General features: G+C 60.2%; 12 protein-coding genes. 6 read left to right on the top strand and 6 right to left on the bottom strand.

Features of this window, described 5'->3' with window-relative positions:
* Positions 1–4: 4 nt before the first annotated feature.
* Entirely contained in the window at positions 5–187 is a 183-nt protein-coding gene (locus N645_RS0110940) for a PLDc N-terminal domain-containing protein (RefSeq protein WP_024461552.1), read from the top strand.
* Between the two features lie 209 nt (positions 188–396).
* Positions 397–1,230 (top strand): putative porin, encoded by an 834-nt coding sequence (locus N645_RS0110935; RefSeq protein ID WP_024461551.1) that lies wholly within the window; start codon positions 397–399, stop codon positions 1,228–1,230.
* 33 nt (positions 1,231–1,263) lie between these two features.
* Here the strand turns inward: N645_RS0110935 and N645_RS0110930 are convergent, their stop codons facing one another.
* The 6 genes from N645_RS0110930 to N645_RS0110905 form a co-directional block, all read right to left on the bottom strand.
* Positions 1,264–2,454: a DUF3570 domain-containing protein gene (locus N645_RS0110930; RefSeq protein WP_024461550.1), complete on the bottom strand. Its 1,191-nt coding sequence runs from the start codon at positions 2,452–2,454 to the stop codon at positions 1,264–1,266.
* Positions 2,441–2,665, bottom strand: a complete 225-nt coding sequence (locus tag N645_RS0110925) for a DUF4266 domain-containing protein (protein ID WP_024461549.1) — start codon at positions 2,663–2,665, stop codon at positions 2,441–2,443. Before N645_RS0110925 ends, N645_RS0110930 begins: the two co-directional genes overlap by 14 nt.
* Positions 2,662–3,138, bottom strand: a complete 477-nt coding sequence (locus N645_RS16990) for a TlpA disulfide reductase family protein (protein ID WP_036160861.1) — start codon at positions 3,136–3,138, stop codon at positions 2,662–2,664. Before N645_RS16990 ends, N645_RS0110925 begins: the two co-directional genes overlap by 4 nt.
* Positions 3,139–3,173: 35 nt before the next feature.
* Entirely contained in the window at positions 3,174–3,812 is a 639-nt protein-coding gene (locus N645_RS0110915) for an outer membrane beta-barrel domain-containing protein (protein WP_024461548.1), read from the bottom strand.
* Positions 3,782–4,486, bottom strand: a complete 705-nt coding sequence (locus tag N645_RS0110910; RefSeq protein WP_081666063.1) for an SH3 domain-containing protein — start codon at positions 4,484–4,486, stop codon at positions 3,782–3,784. The genes N645_RS0110915 and N645_RS0110910 overlap by 31 nt, the downstream gene beginning before the upstream one ends.
* Before the next feature lie 398 nt (positions 4,487–4,884).
* Positions 4,885–7,716, bottom strand: coding sequence for a hypothetical protein (locus tag N645_RS0110905; RefSeq protein ID WP_024461546.1), 2,832 nt, complete (start codon positions 7,714–7,716; stop codon positions 4,885–4,887).
* Positions 7,717–8,013: 297 nt separating this feature from the next.
* On the opposite strand from N645_RS0110905, the gene N645_RS0110895 reads away from it, so the two are divergent.
* The 4 genes from N645_RS0110895 (at position 8,014) to N645_RS0110880 (ending at position 15,135) form a co-directional block, all read left to right on the top strand.
* Positions 8,014–9,213, top strand: coding sequence for a hypothetical protein (locus N645_RS0110895; protein WP_024461544.1), 1,200 nt, complete (start codon positions 8,014–8,016; stop codon positions 9,211–9,213).
* A gap of 2 nt (positions 9,214–9,215) precedes the next feature.
* A complete protein-coding gene (locus tag N645_RS0110890) occupies positions 9,216–11,708 on the top strand; it encodes a LamG domain-containing protein (RefSeq protein WP_024461543.1) in 2,493 nt (830 codons plus the stop codon).
* Positions 11,709–11,777: 69 nt separating this feature from the next.
* The gene (locus N645_RS0110885) at positions 11,778–13,370 is read left to right on the top strand and encodes a hypothetical protein (protein ID WP_024461542.1); all 1,593 of its coding nucleotides are present in this window, start codon (positions 11,778–11,780) and stop codon (positions 13,368–13,370) included.
* 346 nt (positions 13,371–13,716) lie between these two features.
* Positions 13,717–15,135, top strand: coding sequence for a nodulation protein NfeD (locus N645_RS0110880; RefSeq protein WP_024461541.1), 1,419 nt, complete (start codon positions 13,717–13,719; stop codon positions 15,133–15,135).
* Positions 15,136–15,172: the final 37 nt, after the last annotated feature.

Genomic DNA, 15,172 nt, shown 5'->3' with positions numbered 1-15,172 from the left:
CTCTATGTCCATTGAGATTACCGGTATTCTGGGTCTTATTCTGCTCGTGTGCGTGATCTACGCCCTATTGCAGGTGGCCCAGAGCAAGGAGTCGAGCACCGCCAAGCTCATCTGGATTCTGGTCCTGCTGTTCCTTCCCTTCCTCGGTTTTATCATCTGGTTGTTTATCGGTCCCAGAGGCAAGTAAGGTCGGCGTGGCGGCCTTGCCTGCTTGTCGCACAAGGCCGCTTTATCGCCGAATGTCGCAGAAAAGTTATGTTAATGCATGGCGACGCTGTGGAACTTACCGATCTTTTGCGTACACTAATCTGACGCCCCAGGAGTACAGGGGTTTTACAGGATATGGCATCAGGAGTATTTGCCAGATCGATGAAATGCGATTTATGGAGATTTTTTATGATTAAACGTACGTCAAAAATAACGAGATGTATCCTCCCGGCCGCGCTTCTTCTCCCCACCGTTGGTGCCCTTGCCGATGAATATCAGTGGGAACTCAGTGGGCACTACAATCAAATAGACACCCCAACAACGGATATCGATAATGTCTCTGTCTCGGGAACCTACTATTTTTCACCCGTTGAGACCCGCGATCATCCTCTGGCGGAAGCCGCATTCCTGGAGCGCGAAAGTAATTTAAGTGTCCGGCACTCCCGTATTGACCGCTCATCCCAGGACCGGGAGATTGTTGACGACTTTGGCAGTTACACCATACTCGGCACGAATGCTACGACCGATAGAACCGATATCAGTGCGGAATTGTATGTTCCGGGCGACCTTTTTTATGTTGGCCTGACGGCCCGTCGCTTTGACTATGACTCGGACTCTCCTTTTTCCAGTGACACGACCTGGAACGCATCGCTGGGCCTGACGCCGGTTGAGGGGCTGTTGGTTTACAGTACCTTTTATGAAGATCAGGAGCTGGATGAGAACTGGAACCTGAATGCCAAGTACGTTTTTGATCACTTTGGCCCATCGTTAGCCGTTCAGGCGAATTACGACTATGATGACTTTGGTCAGGATCGTTTGGCGCTTGCGGTGGATTACTATATTGACCGAACGTTGAGTGTTGGTTACCAGCGGTCCGAAGGGGTTGGAAGTGGACCAAAGTTCATCAATGGGAATCAACTGAGGATCAGGAAATTCTTTACCGATCGGTGGAGTCTCTCCGGTTTTTATCAGGATATCGGAGAGCTGGACGGTTTCGGTGTCGAAGCGACAGTCCGGTTTTAAGCGCCAGCGTAATATGCCAAAACGCTGGCAATGTTAAAACCAGAAGGATAGATAAAACCGGATCACGTTGGCATCAAACTGATACAGCGGTTCTTCCCCGGCGGCGTATTCGTCGGGGGAAACCCGGACATCGCGAAAGTCTTCGTAGTCAAAACGGATGTGGTCCCAATAGAGGTTGATGCTGCTGCGTTCAAAACCCGGGATGGCGAAGCGCGGTAAATTATAGGTGGCACCCAAGCCAATCGTATTGGAGCTGAAGGGCCCCATTTCCTTATCGCGGGCCAGGTAGTTCTGGGCGTCGCGGAAGTCGTATAGATCCGAGTAAAAGTCCGCGCCGGTCTGGTCGTAGTGGCGCAGCTTCAATTCAAATAGCCAGTTGTCGTCGTGACTGTGGGTGTAGCGCAGCTCACCGGTGTGGGCTTCGATCGCCCAGTTGTCCTGAAAGTATCGGTACTCTACGCGTAGAGCGGAGCGGCGGTTGGGCAGGTGGTAAATGGCCCGGAGACCGAAGGCGTCGCTGTTGCGGGTGTTGGGATAGACTTCCGGTTGATAGCTGTAGCCGCGGGCGCTACTTGAGTCCCGGTAGCGCACCTGCCGATACGCATTGTTCAGAAAACCCTCGTCAATGACCGCTTCATAACTGAACGCGGCAATCAGGTCGGTGCGCAGAATCTGGGTCAGGGTCAGTCCGTAGCGGCGGCGCTCCAGATGCTCTTCAAAGTCCGGTCGATCGTTGCGACCGATCACATCGTCGCCGTAGCTGGTGGTGAGGCTGACGGTGGTCAGGTCGCCAAAAAAAGTTTGGGTGATACCAAAGCTGACGGTTTCCGCGTCGTAATCATTTTCCTGGCTGGTAGCGTAGCCGGCGCTGATCAAGGTGCGGTCGTTCAGATAGTCGATACCGGCGTTGTACTCGGTACGCTCTTCGGCGTAGGGACTGGCGGCGGAGTTGACGTCCACCCCGGCGGCTTCCACATCAATGGACGCGCCGCTGACGGTATCGACGTAATACTTACCGGACACCGAGACCGATTCGCCAATGCTTTTGCGCACCAACACCGAAGGCCCGTCAATCTTGACGCCGCCCCCATCGTAGCTGTGATACAGAACATCGATGCGCTCTTCGGGCAGTACGGACGCCCCGGCGGTGCCGGCAAAACACCCGACAACCAGCAGCGCCAGCCAGTGCCTTACCCGCGTGCGCGATCGATCAGTTGCAGCCACAGCCGCCTCCCGCACTGCCATCAGCGCCACGACCGGCCTCCCGGGCGTCGTGCACATGCCCCAGATAACTGCTGGAGGCCGGGTCGCGATCAAAGCTCATGATCGGGTCGGCGAGCTTCTGGCGTTCGTAGGGTTGTACCCAGGGCTGCACACTGCAGGCACCGAGCAGTGCGCAGACGGTGAGCGCGAGGCTGTAGCGAAGGGGCTTCATTCGCGAATCAACTCCCGGATCTGGTCGCGGTACTTGGCTTCATCACCGTCTTTGTAGCCGCGATTGACGTAACGCACATTGCCATCGCGATCCACCATCACAGTGGTGGGCATGGCGCTCACCTGGTAAGCGCGGCTGGCGGTGCTGTCGGGGTCGTACAGAATCGGGAAGGTGACGCCCACGTCATCCAGGAATTTCTGCGCGGCTTTGGGGTTCTGCTCGACGTTGACGCCGAACAGGGTGAAGCCGGCCTGCTCGTAGCGATCGTGTAGCTCTTCCAGCAGCGGCATCTCCTTGCGGCAGGGCGCGCACCAGGAGGCCCAGAAGTTGATCATCACCACCTTGCCACGCTGCTCTTCCAGCCGGACGTTGTCGCCGCTGTCGCTTTTCAGGGTGAAGTCCGGCGCTTTCTCGGCATAAGCCGAGGCCGCGAAACCGAACAGGGCAACCAGCAAATAGTGCGTCAATCTCATGGCTCAATTCCTCTCTTAAAACCTGATCATCATGATTAGAAAAACAGCGACACGCCCAGACGTGCCTCCAGATTATTGACTTCCACTTCCCGGCCGAACAGCTCGTGGGTAAACACGTGGCCGCGCATGCCCAGATCCAGAGCCAGCCAGTCGGTGGTGTACAGTTTGAAACCGGCGCCCAGGTTGTAGGTAAAGTAATCCTGCCCGGCGAACTCGGTATTGCCCGCGCCGCCGATGACATAGGCGCTGGTGTTGAAGCTCCAGTTTTCCGTGAGATAAATCTGCCCCGGCAGGAAATTGTAACCCAGGGAAAGATTGTAATAGGTGTAGTCCCGCTGGTCTTCGGTGAGCAGCTCCACCGCACCGCTCAGCAATTCATAGCTGGTTTCCCGGGTTTCGGTTTGGGCGGCGTTGGCCTGCAGGAAAATCGCTTCGGTGACATGATAGCTCAGGCTGACCCCGGCCACGGGATTGCTGCCGAAATCCTCCACGCTCATCAGCCCGTAGAACACACCCAGCTCGAAATTCTCGGTGTCCAGGTCGCGCTCACTGATCCGCCGGCGCTCCTCGTCCGGGCCGACAATATCACCCAGCGGCCCGTCTTGAGCGAGGGCCAGCGGTGCCGTGCTCGCCAGGGCGAGTGTCAGAAGTAGACGTTGAAACCCAGTTGCCATTCGTTAACCTCTTCGTTGGTGTCGCGGCTGGTGAGTATCTGATGTTGGGTCATTTCCAGGCGCAGGAAAAAGCGCCGGGTCAGGTAGACGTAAGCACCCAGGCTGGTCTGAAACAGATTGTCTTCCCGGTCCTCGGCTTCCACCAGCGTCGCACTCGGTTGAATACGGATCTGCCCGGTACCCAGCCGGAAATAGGGCGAGACCCACCAGTCGGGAAAGGGCTGGTGCATCAACCCGACACTGGCAATCCGGCTGTCAGAAAACTGCCCGGTGTTTTGCCCGAGACGCAGGTCGGCGGTGAGGTGTTCGGTAAAGCGAAACCCGAGGTTGAGTCCGAGGGAGTCGGCCCCATCAAAGTCTCCCCCGGCAAAGCCAAGTTCCCAACGCCGCTCGCCATAGTCCTCGCGACTGGGTGCACGAATGTCGGGGGCCTGGCCGTTACCATCGAAGGTGTTGGCGAGGCTGTCGGCGTGTATCCAGCCGGTTTTGCCGCGCCGGGTGGTGATTTTGATCCAGTCGGTGCGGCGTTTTTCCAGGGTGATGGCTTCGTCTTTTTCGACGATATGAAAGATCGGATACCCTTTGCCGGGGCCGGTATGAACGTCGATATAAGTGGTGGCGACGGTTACTGTCGGGTCGTCGGCGGTTGTCAGTGCGCTGAGTAAAGTCAGCATCGCAATAAGGAATGTTTTTATGCCTGCGGTGATGGCTGAACGTCCGGTCCGCTGTGGGGTGAAGCGTTTCAAGACTCGCTGTAAATACATCCCTGTACGCTCCTCACCGCTAGTCCCGCGGGTGAGGGTCTTGAAACGCTTCACCCCACATCGGCCCTCAGTGCTCTGTAGCTCACCCCTCTCTCTCCAGTGACTTTGGGCGGTGCTCCTCCCGAGTTTTCTACAGAGTGAGGAGGTCAGGGGCGGGGTATACCCTTCCAGGACCGTAGAGCGCGGGATTCGCGATCCCGAGCGTACAGGGATGTATTTACAGCGAGTCCTGGAAGGGTATACCCCGCCCCTGACCGGACGTGAAGCTAAACCAGAAGGTTCAAGCCCGTGCAAAAAAACCAAGTCCCTCATTCGTCGTCCTGTCGCGCCCGGTCAAAAGGGTTATTGTAATAGCGGGCGCCGGTGTCGAGCCATTCCCGCAGGAGTCGGAGTTCATTGGGGTTGAGCATACCACGGTGATCCACCGCGTCGGGATCGGTCAGGTCGTTCGTCTGTTCAAAACGGGCAAAGAACGCGGCGCTGGCAGCGGCTCCGCCTCGGGATAATGGCGCTTGTACCGGCACCGTGGTCATAATCGGAATCGGGTTGCCGTCGTCATCCAATACCAGCTCACCCTCCTCATCGGTTTCAAACTCCCCGGTTTCCACCAACAGATCGACCACCGCGCCATCGACCAGCGTCACCTCATCGTCACCATTGAGTAGCTCAAGGTAAGACGTCATCTGACCGTTGCCTGCCGCATTGCGGGTCAGCTCCAACTGGCCGGCGGGGACCCGAGGCGCATCGTCGGCGTCGAAACGGGTGTGACAGCCCACACAGGTGTGGTCCACGGGCTCATAGAATTCATCCAGGACCAACGTCGCCTGACCCTCGTCGTTTTCCTCGGTCAGCAGCCGCTGACGCTCCCACAGGTTCTGAATATGGTTTTCATAATTGATCACCACCCGGCACAACGCGGTCCATTGGGTCTGGCAGCCTTCGCTGGTGGGCGGGTAAGTGGCCGAGACGGTCAGGCCTTCGTCAGGGTTTTCGCCATTGGCGTACTCACGGTAATCGTCCGCCGCCAGGGCGCTGTACAGGCGCTGGTGATCCGGGTCGGGCTCGCGCACCGCCGGGTCGGTCCAGATGTCGGTGTAGCGGATATTCACGTCCGGATTTCGGGGACCTCTGGGGCTGCAGGTGGCGGGATCATCGGGGTTGCTGCAGGTGAAGGCGATGGCCGCGTCGAACTCGGCCATGGTCTGCTCCAGCTCGGGAAACACCGGGGTGTCAAATCGATCCGTGCGCCGGGTATTGGGAAAGGGGAGGCCCTCGGTATCCGCGCCAGTATAAGCGGGTAGCGGCCCGCGTTCGGGGTGGCCGTGGGGGACTTCACTATCGGCGCTGTGACAGCCCTGACAATTGCGTTGCTCCCCGGGACGTAATTGCAACCAGTTGCGGTGCGGGGGCATGATCCGGGTGCCCTCGGCATCGACGATATCGAAACTGAAAGCGATATCCGCGGGCACCTTGGTCATTACCGACCCGTCGGGCTCGATGGGCACATAGCCGAGAATTTCCAGCAGGCCCCGGTTCTGGTTGAAGCGGTTGCCGAACACCTCGCCGTCCTGGTCGTTCAGGGTATCGTTGTCCGGGCTGGAGACGGCTTTCAGCAGTCGCAGGAAGCGGGCCGGTCGCTCCTCAGCCGTGGTCTGGGCCGGGTCCATCAGCGCGTCGATATCGACGCTCGCCTCGCCGTCCAGGTCGTACACACTCTGAATATGCAGTACCCCGACGCCTTCACTGACCCAGTTGGACTCGCCCACCAGGGGCTCCTGAAAGCCGGGCCGGGGGCGGGGCTCCAGGGCGATGGGGTCGGTGACCATCTGGTCTTCTTCCGGCAGCACCACCGGTTGCTGAGTGGGGCCCTCCGGGTCAAACACCCACAGGCCGAACAGCGGTGGGGCGGGTTCGCTACCCTCGATGTTCAGCCATTCGTCGGTACAGGGGCGAATCCGGACGCCATCCTCCTGCTCGGGTTCGGGCACGGACACCCGGCAGGGGCTCCAACTGACCAGTAAGCGCTCACTACCATCCTGCATGGGATAGGCCGCGTGGTAGAGCCCGGCGCGGGAGATATCGCCGTTCAGGGGAATGGGTCGATCGGCGAGTGACCTCTGGGCCGGGCCGCCCTCGACACCGTCCAGCGTCTGATCATTCTCGACATGGTTGGCCACATCCACCCGCACCAGGTCTCCGCCCAGCAGCTCGTCTTGTGGCTTGGCAATGGCCAGCAATTGACCGCCCAGTGTCAATTGGGTCGAGAAGAGGGCGGGTGCCTCACTGCCGGCCAGACTGTGGTAACCGTAGCGCGGCGCCAGGCCCGTTCCATCGGGGTTGAGCTGATAGAAGCTCAGCCGGTTTTGCGCGAAACCATCCCAGCGGGTGAACAGCACCCGGCCGTCGGCGTCGATCAGCGGCTGCAGGTCGTGGCTCTGGTTGTAGCTGATCTGGTCGATATTGCGCCCGTCCGCATCCATCACGTGGAGCACCAGGGCATCCTGATTGTCGTTTTCGGTCTGGGCCGCGAATTGGGGTTTGCCGTCGTCAAGCAGCACCGCCCGGCTGCGGCTCTGGCGGGTGGAGCTGAACAGGATGCGGTCATCGGGCAGATACTGCGGGCTGACGTCCTGACCTGCCTCGGCACTCAGATCGGAGCTGATCACCCGGCGTAGGGACTCGGTGTTCAGATCGTATTCCCAGATATTCCAGGTGGGTTGCTCGTCGTCATCCGCGTCTTCGATCTCCGGCGCCCGCAGGGCAAACAGGAAGCGGTCCCCATCCGGGTGGGGGGCAATGTCCTTTACATCGTAAAGCGCCTCCTCATCGAACAGCCCGGCGGTCAGCTCCCGCCGGCCCGCCGTCGCGGTGGCCCGGTCCTGGAAGTACAGTCGGGCGCCAGCGTTAAACCGGGCCGGCTCGGTCAGTACCTCAGCCAGAATTTCCTCGGAGTCTTCATCCCGGGGTACCGGGCGCAGCACATAGACAATCGGAAAATCCACCACCACCGGGTCCGGTGTCTGACCGCCGCCGCTGTCCTCGCCGGGCCCTACCGGGTCACCCACGCCACCGCCACAGGCAGTGAGCCCCAGCGCCAGCAGCGGCAGCAATGTCGAACGTGTGATGGCACGGAGTGTCATGACGGATGTCCCGGAGCAAAAGCGCCATTATCAGGGCTTTCGGGGCCGACGGAATGGGATCCAGTGCCAAAAAACGGCATTGAATGCCGGAAGTGTGACCCACTTATCAAAACCCGTGGCTAAGCCCGCACAGGAACTGGTCGGTATCATCCCTATAATGGTCTGGAACGCGCGTCAAATGTTACACAAAAACCACCAGACTCCCGCCGGCCAATGTGGCCCGGTCTGGCGGATAAGCACCAATGGCCTTGGGGAATAACCGTGAACAGCACCCGCCAACTTCCGTTACGCGGCGTCATGCGTCTGCGCTCCGTTTTCTGTCTGATGCTGATTCTGGTTGGCGTCGCGGCGCAGGCCGGCCCCCGGGAGCAGGCGCTGCAGATTCACAACCGGATTGCCGGCGTGCCGCCCAGCGAAAGCGTGCTGTTGCAAATGGCCGACCTGATCGCTGAGGGAGACGTCGACGCTGCGGTTGAGTTGGCGATGGACAATGAGCATTTTTACAGCGTCACCCTGAAAAACATGGCCACGCCCTGGACCAATCGGGATCAGAGCGTGTTTGCACCGCTCAACGACTACACCGCCACCTTTATCGGCATGGTGCGCGACGGGGAAGACATTCGCGGTCTGCTCTACGACAACGTTCTGTACGTCGGAAGCGCCAGCGGATTGCCCGCCTATGCCAATGACGACAATCAGCATTACGAGGCACTGGAAACCCAGGGCCTGCCGCTGGGCGACCCGGAAGTACTGGTCAAGCGCACCCAGTCGGATGTCAACGGTCTGCCCGCCGAGGCGACCGCCGGGGTGATGACCAGTCGAGCCGCAGCGCGCGCCTTCTTTTACGCGGGCACCAACCGTGCCATGTTCCGCTTCACGTTACTCAATCACCTGTGCCGGGATCTGGAGCAGGTGCACGACACCAGCCTGACCCCGGACCGCATCCGTCAGGATGTCAGTCGCAGCCCCGGAGGGGACAGTCGGGTCTTCCTGAATAACTGCATGGGCTGTCATAACGGCATGGATCCTCTGGCCCAGGCCTATGCCTATTACAACTGGGACTATGATGCCGACGCCGATCCCGAGGGTGAGGACGGCCGACTGACCTACAACCGCGAAGGTGAAACCGAAGCGGAAACCGGCACCCGCGTGGTGCCCAAGTACCACATCAATGCCAATACCTTCCGTTACGGCTATGTGACCATGGATGACCAGTGGGACAACTACTGGCGTAAAGGCAACAACCGGGTGCTGGGCTGGAGCGATGCCCTGCCGGGTAGCGGTGAGGGCGCCAAGAGCATGGGCATGGAGCTGGCCCACAGTGAAGCGTTTGCCAGCTGTCAGGTGGAAAAAGTCTTTCGTCAGGTGTGCCTGCGCCAACCGGGTAGCCCCGAGGATCACCAGTTGATCGACACCGCCACCGCCAACTTGGCCAACGCCGGATTCGATCTGCGCCGCGCGTTTATCGACACCGCTGACTACTGCAAGGGAGAGTGATGATGAGCCTGATAAAGCACTCTCCAATCATCCTCGGATTTCTATTCCTGTTGGCAGGCTGTGGCTCCGATAGTGGCAGCGACGTCCAACAGAATGTTGACCCCAATCAGGAACCCCCGGCGGCCACCTACGACGGCCCGGCGCCGCAGACCGATGATGTGCAGCAGTTCAAACTGTCGGTGTGGGATCCACTAGCGGTGGAAAACCGCTGTGGCAGTTGCCATGGCACCGGCGGACAGGAACCCACCTTTGTGCGCTCGGACGATATCAATTTGGCCTATGCGGATATCAATGATTACATCGACCTGGAACAACCCGCCAATTCTCGTCTGGTGACCAAGGTCGCCGAAGGCCACAACTGTTGGCAGGCCAGCGCCGACGCCTGTGCCGACATCATCGAGGGATACGTAGAGGCCTGGGCCAGTGCCTCCGGTTCGGTCAGTACTCGGGTGGTCTTTGAGGCGCCGGATGATCAGGCCGTGGGGAGCAGTAAAATCATGCCTGCCGAACCTGGCGCTTTTGCCAGCACGGTCTATCCGTTGTTGACCGAATACTGCAGCGAGTGTCACACACGCAGCGCGCCCACGGCACAGCAGCCCTACCTGGCCAGCAGCTCGGTATCTCTCTCTTTCGAAGCGGCGCGCACCCGTATGCGCCTGGATGATCCGGCCGATTCCCGACTGGTGCAACGACTGGGGAACGAGGGCCATAACTGCTGGAGTGACGACTGCCAGAGCGATGCCAATGCCATGACCGCGGCCATCGCCGAGTTCGCCGACAGCATTCCTGAAACAGAAATCAATCCGGATCTGGTGGTCAGTCGGGCGCTCAGTCTCGGTAACGGCATCGTCGCCAGCAGCGGCGGACGGATCGACACCCACATTATTGCCAAGTACGAGTTCAAAACCGGACAGGGTCCCATCGCCTACGACACCAGTGGTGTCGAACCCGCCGCCAACCTCAATCTCAGTGGTGATGTGCAGTGGATGAGCTCCTGGGGGCTTCGCCTGAACAGCAGCGGCAATGACGGAAAGGCCCAGGCGGCCACCAGTGGTAGCCGCAAGCTGCACGACCTGCTCACCGCCACTGGTGAGTACAGTATCGAAGCCTGGGTGATTCCCGATAATGTGACCCAGGGGGACGGCGGTGCGGATACCGCCCGCATTGTCAGCTACTCCGGTAGCAACGATGTGCGCAATTTTACTCTGGGCCAGACGCTCTACAACTACGATTTTCTCAATCGCAGCAGCGAAACGGATGTCAATGGTCTGCCTGCCCTGTCCACCAACGATGCCGACGAACGTCTGCAGGCCACCTTGCAACATGTGGTGGCCACTTTCGATCCGGTCAACGGTCGGCGCCTTTATGTGAATGGTGAGTTTACCAATGACGGAGATCCACTGGCGGGCGCCGCGCTGGAAGAGTGGAGTGAAACCTTCGCGTTGGTGCTCGGCAACGAAGTGTCCGGCAGCGACTACGCCTGGAGCGGCAGCATCCGCCTCCTGGCCATCCATAATCGCGCCCTGTCGCCCGAGGCGATCGGGACCAATTTTGAGGTGGGCGTCGGCGCACTGTTTTATCTGTTGTTCGATGTGTCGGATAAAATCGGCCTGGATCCGCAAACGGCGTACATCGCTTTTGAAGTTCAGCAGTTTGACGACTACGGTTACCTGTTTGCCGAGCCCTTTTTCCTGACTCTGGATGATGACGTGACCGTACCGCCCACCCCGATCAAAGGCATACGCGTTGGCGTCAATGGTCGAGAGGCTCCGACCGGTCAGGTATTTGCCGCCCTGGATACCGAACTCAGTTCCGAGGCGTTTGTCGAGGGACGCCAACCGCTGTCAGGTCAGGGTGCGGTCATTGAGCTGCAGCAGGGGCCGGACAGTGATCAGTTTTTCCTGACCTTCGATCAGTTGGGCGAGCACGAGTTTGTTCGCGTCGAAGCCGAGCCGCCAGCACCGGGCAGTCCCGCTGTGATCGAGGATCAACCACGCCTCGGTCTGCGCTCCTTTGCCGCAATCAACGCCACCCTGTCTACCGCCACGGGTATCCCGGCTACCACCGCCTCGGTGGTCGGCACCTATGAAAAAGTCCGCCAGCAATTGCCCACCGCCCCGCAGGTGGACGGCTTTGTCGCTGCGCACCAGATGGGGGTGACCCAACTGGCCGTGGTCTACTGTTCGGCTTTGACCGCAGACAGCGACAAGCGCAGCGACTATTACGCCGGATTTGATTTCAGCGCCGGTGTCAGTGGTGCCTTTGATACCGACGGTCGGTCGGCGGTGATCGAGCCGTTATTGAAACATCTGCTCGCCGCCGAAATTGAAGGCCAGTCGCTGGCCAGCCAGGCGGACCCGGTGGTTCTGCGCACGGAAATGAATGATCTGATTGATCGGATGGCGGTCAGCGGCGGTGATGCCGAGCGCAGCCGTACCATCGTTACCGCCCTGTGCGCGGCGACATTGGGCAGTGCGCTGACGCTGGTGCAGTAACCGGCTTTCAGGAACCGTTATTGATGAACATTGATCTCGACCCAACCCGGAGCAACAAGGCGAACCATTATGGCTAAACGACAGGCTCCTCTGCACCCGGATGCGCCCCTGCTGCTGGACGGTCACCACCGACCCATGACCCGGCGGGAGCTGATTTCCCACGGCTTCAAAGCCGGGGCCGGTACCATCGTCGGTGGCTCGTTGAGCGGGCTGATTGTCAATTCCGCCCTCGCCCAAGAGGTGAACCTGGCCAACGACATCGAGCAGCTGCGCCAGGACTGCGGGATCGCCAGTACCGGAGCGGGCAAGATTCCGTTTATCTGCTTTGACTTGGCCGGGGGCGCCAATATGGCGGGCTCCAACGTACTGGTGGGCGGCCCGGGTGGCCAGTTGGATTTCCTCAGCACGGCCGGCTACAGCAAGCAGGGCCTGCCGGGGGACATGACCCCCCAGTCTTCCACCGAGGATTTTGTGAACACCGACCTGGGCCTGGCGTTTCACAGTGACAGCCAGATGCTCGCCGGCATTCTGGAACGGGCCGGCGCCCGCACGGAGTTGGTCAACGGTTGCGTGATTCCCGCCCGCTCAGAAAACGACACGGGTAATAACCCCCACAACCCCATGTACGGCATCAACCGCGCCGGCGCCAACGGCGAGCTGCTGGCCCTGATCGGCTCACGGGCCAACGACTCCGGTGGCAACTCCCTGGCGCCCGCCTCCCTGATCAACCCGGAGGTGCGCCCCACCAAGGTGGACCAGCCCAGTGATGTCACCGGTCTGGTGGATACCGGGGACCTGGTCAACATGCTCAGCCAGGAAGACACCGTGCGGGTGATGGAATCCATGACCCGCATGAGCCGGGCGCGGCTGAACAACCTGAATTTTGGCACCACCGAGGATGAACAGCTCAAGGAACTTCTGAGTTGTGGCTACGTGAAAAGCGCCGATCTGGCGGCCCGCTTCGGCGACCCGGCCTCCATCGACCCGGAAGCGGACCCGGATATCATCGGTCCCAACGGTATTTTCTCGGAAGCCGAATTCATGAGTGATCGGGAGTTCCGCAAAACCGCTTCGGTGATGAAGCTGGTGGTGGAGGGCCGCGCGGGCGCGGGCACCGTCACCATGGGTGGCTACGATTACCACACCGGCGACCGGGCCACGGGCGAAATCCGCGACCTGCGCGCCGGGCGCTGCATCGGCGCCTGCCTGGAATACGCCGCCCGTAAAGGCGTGCCGATCATGGTGTATGTGTTCAGCGATGGCTCGGTATTCAGCAACGGCATGATCGACGATTCACCGGAGGGCCGTGGCAAGGGCGTCTGGACCGGTGATAACCAACAGACCGCCGCGTCCTTCTTCCTGGTGTACAACCCGAATGGTCGCCCCCAGCTGCTTGAATCCAATGGCGGGCCGGAGGCGCATCAGCAGATCGGCTACATGCGTCCCAGCGGCGACGTGGAAACCGCCTCCACCCCGGCGGCCAACAACGTCAACCTGCTGGTGGAAACCGTGGTGCTCAACTACATGGCGTTGCACGGTGAGCAGAGCCGCTTTGGAGACGCGGACAAGTTCCCCCGCAATGGCCTGGGCAATGCCGCCATGATGGATCGACTGACGGCGTTCCAGCCAATTTGTAACGGCACCATCGATAACCCCGCGTAACTTGTGGGGTAACGGCGGATGCGCTTCGCTCCGATACGTCGGACCGATCCGCCCTAAGGACCTTGTGGGTGTTACATTGACTTCGGTTTCGGCGGATGCGCCTTCGGCTTATCCGCCCTACGGCCGAGCGCAGCGGTATAAATCTGCGTAGGGCGGATAAGCGAAGCGCATCCGCCGTTACCAAAATCAATGCAATATCCATAGCTCGCGTCGGGCGCGATAAGACCGAAGCCCGCATCCACGGTCACCCAAACCGACACAACAAACTGATCCTGCCTCCTACCCCCACCGTATTGTTTGGGTGACGCTGAATCTCTGCTAATCTCATAGGTGGAGGTGGCAACCCATGAGATGGAATCGACGCGGTTTTACCTTACTACGGCCGGGGCTGCTGCTCTGGCTGGCCCTGCTGATGCTGGGCGCCCTCGGCCTGCAGGCCCAGGAAACGGACGATACGTCGTCCGGAGGCCCCCATGTGGCCGAACTCACCATTGACGGGCCCATCGGACCCGCCACCAAAGACTACATCCTGCGCTCCATCGACACCGCCCATGAAGCCGGCGCCCACGCCGTGCTGATCCGCATGGACACCCCCGGCGGCCTGGACGCCGCGACCCGCGACATGATCAAAGGCATTCTCGCCGCCCCCCTGCCGGTCATCACCTACGTTCACCCTGCCGGTGCCCGCGCCGCCAGTGCCGGCACCTATATTCTTTACGGTAGCCATGTCGCCGCCATGACCCCCTCCACCAGCCTGGGGGCGGCCACCCCGGTGCAGATGGGTGGCCTGCCGACACCGCCCAGCGGCGAGCAGGAATCGGGCAATGAGGGTGATCAGGAATCCGGGGAGTCGTCCCCGGATGCGTCGCCACAGCCCGGCAGCGCCATGGAGCGCAAGGTGATCAATGACTCGGTGGCCTTTATCCGTGGCCTGGCGGAGCGCTATGACCGTAACGCCGACTGGGCTGAAAAAGCCGTGCGCGACGCGGTGAGCCTGACCGCCAGCGAAGCCCTGGAGCAGAACGTGATCGATCTGGTGGCCGACAACCGCGAGGATCTTCTGGCGCAACTCGATGGCCGCGAGGTCCAATTGGAAAGCGGCCCCTTCACCCTTCAGACGGCGGATCTGCCCATAGTGAGTTATGCGCCGGATTGGCGCAGTGAGTTACTGGGCATAATCACCAATCCGCAGATTGCCTCGATTCTGCTGTTGATCGGGGTCTATGGGCTGATACTGGAAGGTTATAACCCGGGCGCCCTGGTGCCCGGTGTGGTCGGCATCATCTGTCTGCTGCTTGGGCTCTATGCGCTGCAGGTGTTGCCGGTGAATTATGCGGGGCTGGCGCTGATCGTACTCGGGGGCATACTCATACTGGCGGAAGCGTTTCTGCCCAGCTTCGGGGTGCTCGGTATAGGCGGAGTGATCGCTCTGGTGATGGGTTCCATCATGCTGGTGGATACCGACGTGCCGGGTATGGAAGTGTCCTATGAAATTGTGGGTGCGGTGGCCGCCGTGGGATCACTGGTTGTGCTGGGCATTGTCACCATGGTCGGTCGTAGCTTGCGGATGCCGCGCAAGGATGTCAGCCACGCCATGGAGGGTCGGGTTGCCGACGTTACCCAGGTAGGTGAAGAGCATGCAACGGTTCGTATTGATGGCGAGTTCTGGACGGTGTCCAGCGATCAACCGCTGAAACCTGGCGACACGGTGGAGGTGGTGTCGCAGGACGGTTTGCACTTGAGGGTACGCCCTACCGGTCAGTAAAGGGCGGCTGGCACTTTTATCCAAGAACGGAGATACC

This window comes from Marinimicrobium sp. LS-A18 (assembly GCF_000463525.1).
GTDB classification, from domain to species: Bacteria; Pseudomonadota; Gammaproteobacteria; order Pseudomonadales; family Cellvibrionaceae; genus Marinimicrobium; species Marinimicrobium koreense.
The sequence above is the reverse complement of the archived record's forward strand: the minus strand, read 5'-3'. Positions and strand labels throughout refer to the sequence as shown.

Bases quoted from the DNA above. Each gene is read 5' to 3' on its own strand.
- N645_RS0110885 (WP_024461542.1), top strand. From the start codon at position 11,778: ATGGCTAAACGACAGGCTCCTCTGCACCCGGATGCGCCCCTGCTGCTG.
- N645_RS0110935 (WP_024461551.1), top strand. From the start codon at position 397: ATGATTAAACGTACGTCAAAAATAACGAGATGTATCCTCCCGGCCGCG.
- N645_RS0110940 (WP_024461552.1), top strand. From the start codon at position 5: ATGTCCATTGAGATTACCGGTATTCTGGGTCTTATTCTGCTCGTGTGC.
- N645_RS0110890 (WP_024461543.1), top strand. From the start codon at position 9,216: ATGAGCCTGATAAAGCACTCTCCAATCATCCTCGGATTTCTATTCCTG.
- N645_RS0110915 (WP_024461548.1), bottom strand. From the start codon at position 3,812: ATGGCAACTGGGTTTCAACGTCTACTTCTGACACTCGCCCTGGCGAGC.
- N645_RS0110925 (WP_024461549.1), bottom strand. From the start codon at position 2,665: ATGAAGCCCCTTCGCTACAGCCTCGCGCTCACCGTCTGCGCACTGCTC.
- N645_RS0110895 (WP_024461544.1), top strand. From the start codon at position 8,014: ATGCGTCTGCGCTCCGTTTTCTGTCTGATGCTGATTCTGGTTGGCGTC.
- N645_RS0110880 (WP_024461541.1), top strand. From the start codon at position 13,717: ATGAGATGGAATCGACGCGGTTTTACCTTACTACGGCCGGGGCTGCTG.
- N645_RS16990 (WP_036160861.1), bottom strand. From the start codon at position 3,138: ATGAGATTGACGCACTATTTGCTGGTTGCCCTGTTCGGTTTCGCGGCC.
- N645_RS0110905 (WP_024461546.1), bottom strand. From the start codon at position 7,716: ATGACACTCCGTGCCATCACACGTTCGACATTGCTGCCGCTGCTGGCG.
- N645_RS0110910 (WP_081666063.1), bottom strand. From the start codon at position 4,486: ATGCTGACTTTACTCAGCGCACTGACAACCGCCGACGACCCGACAGTA.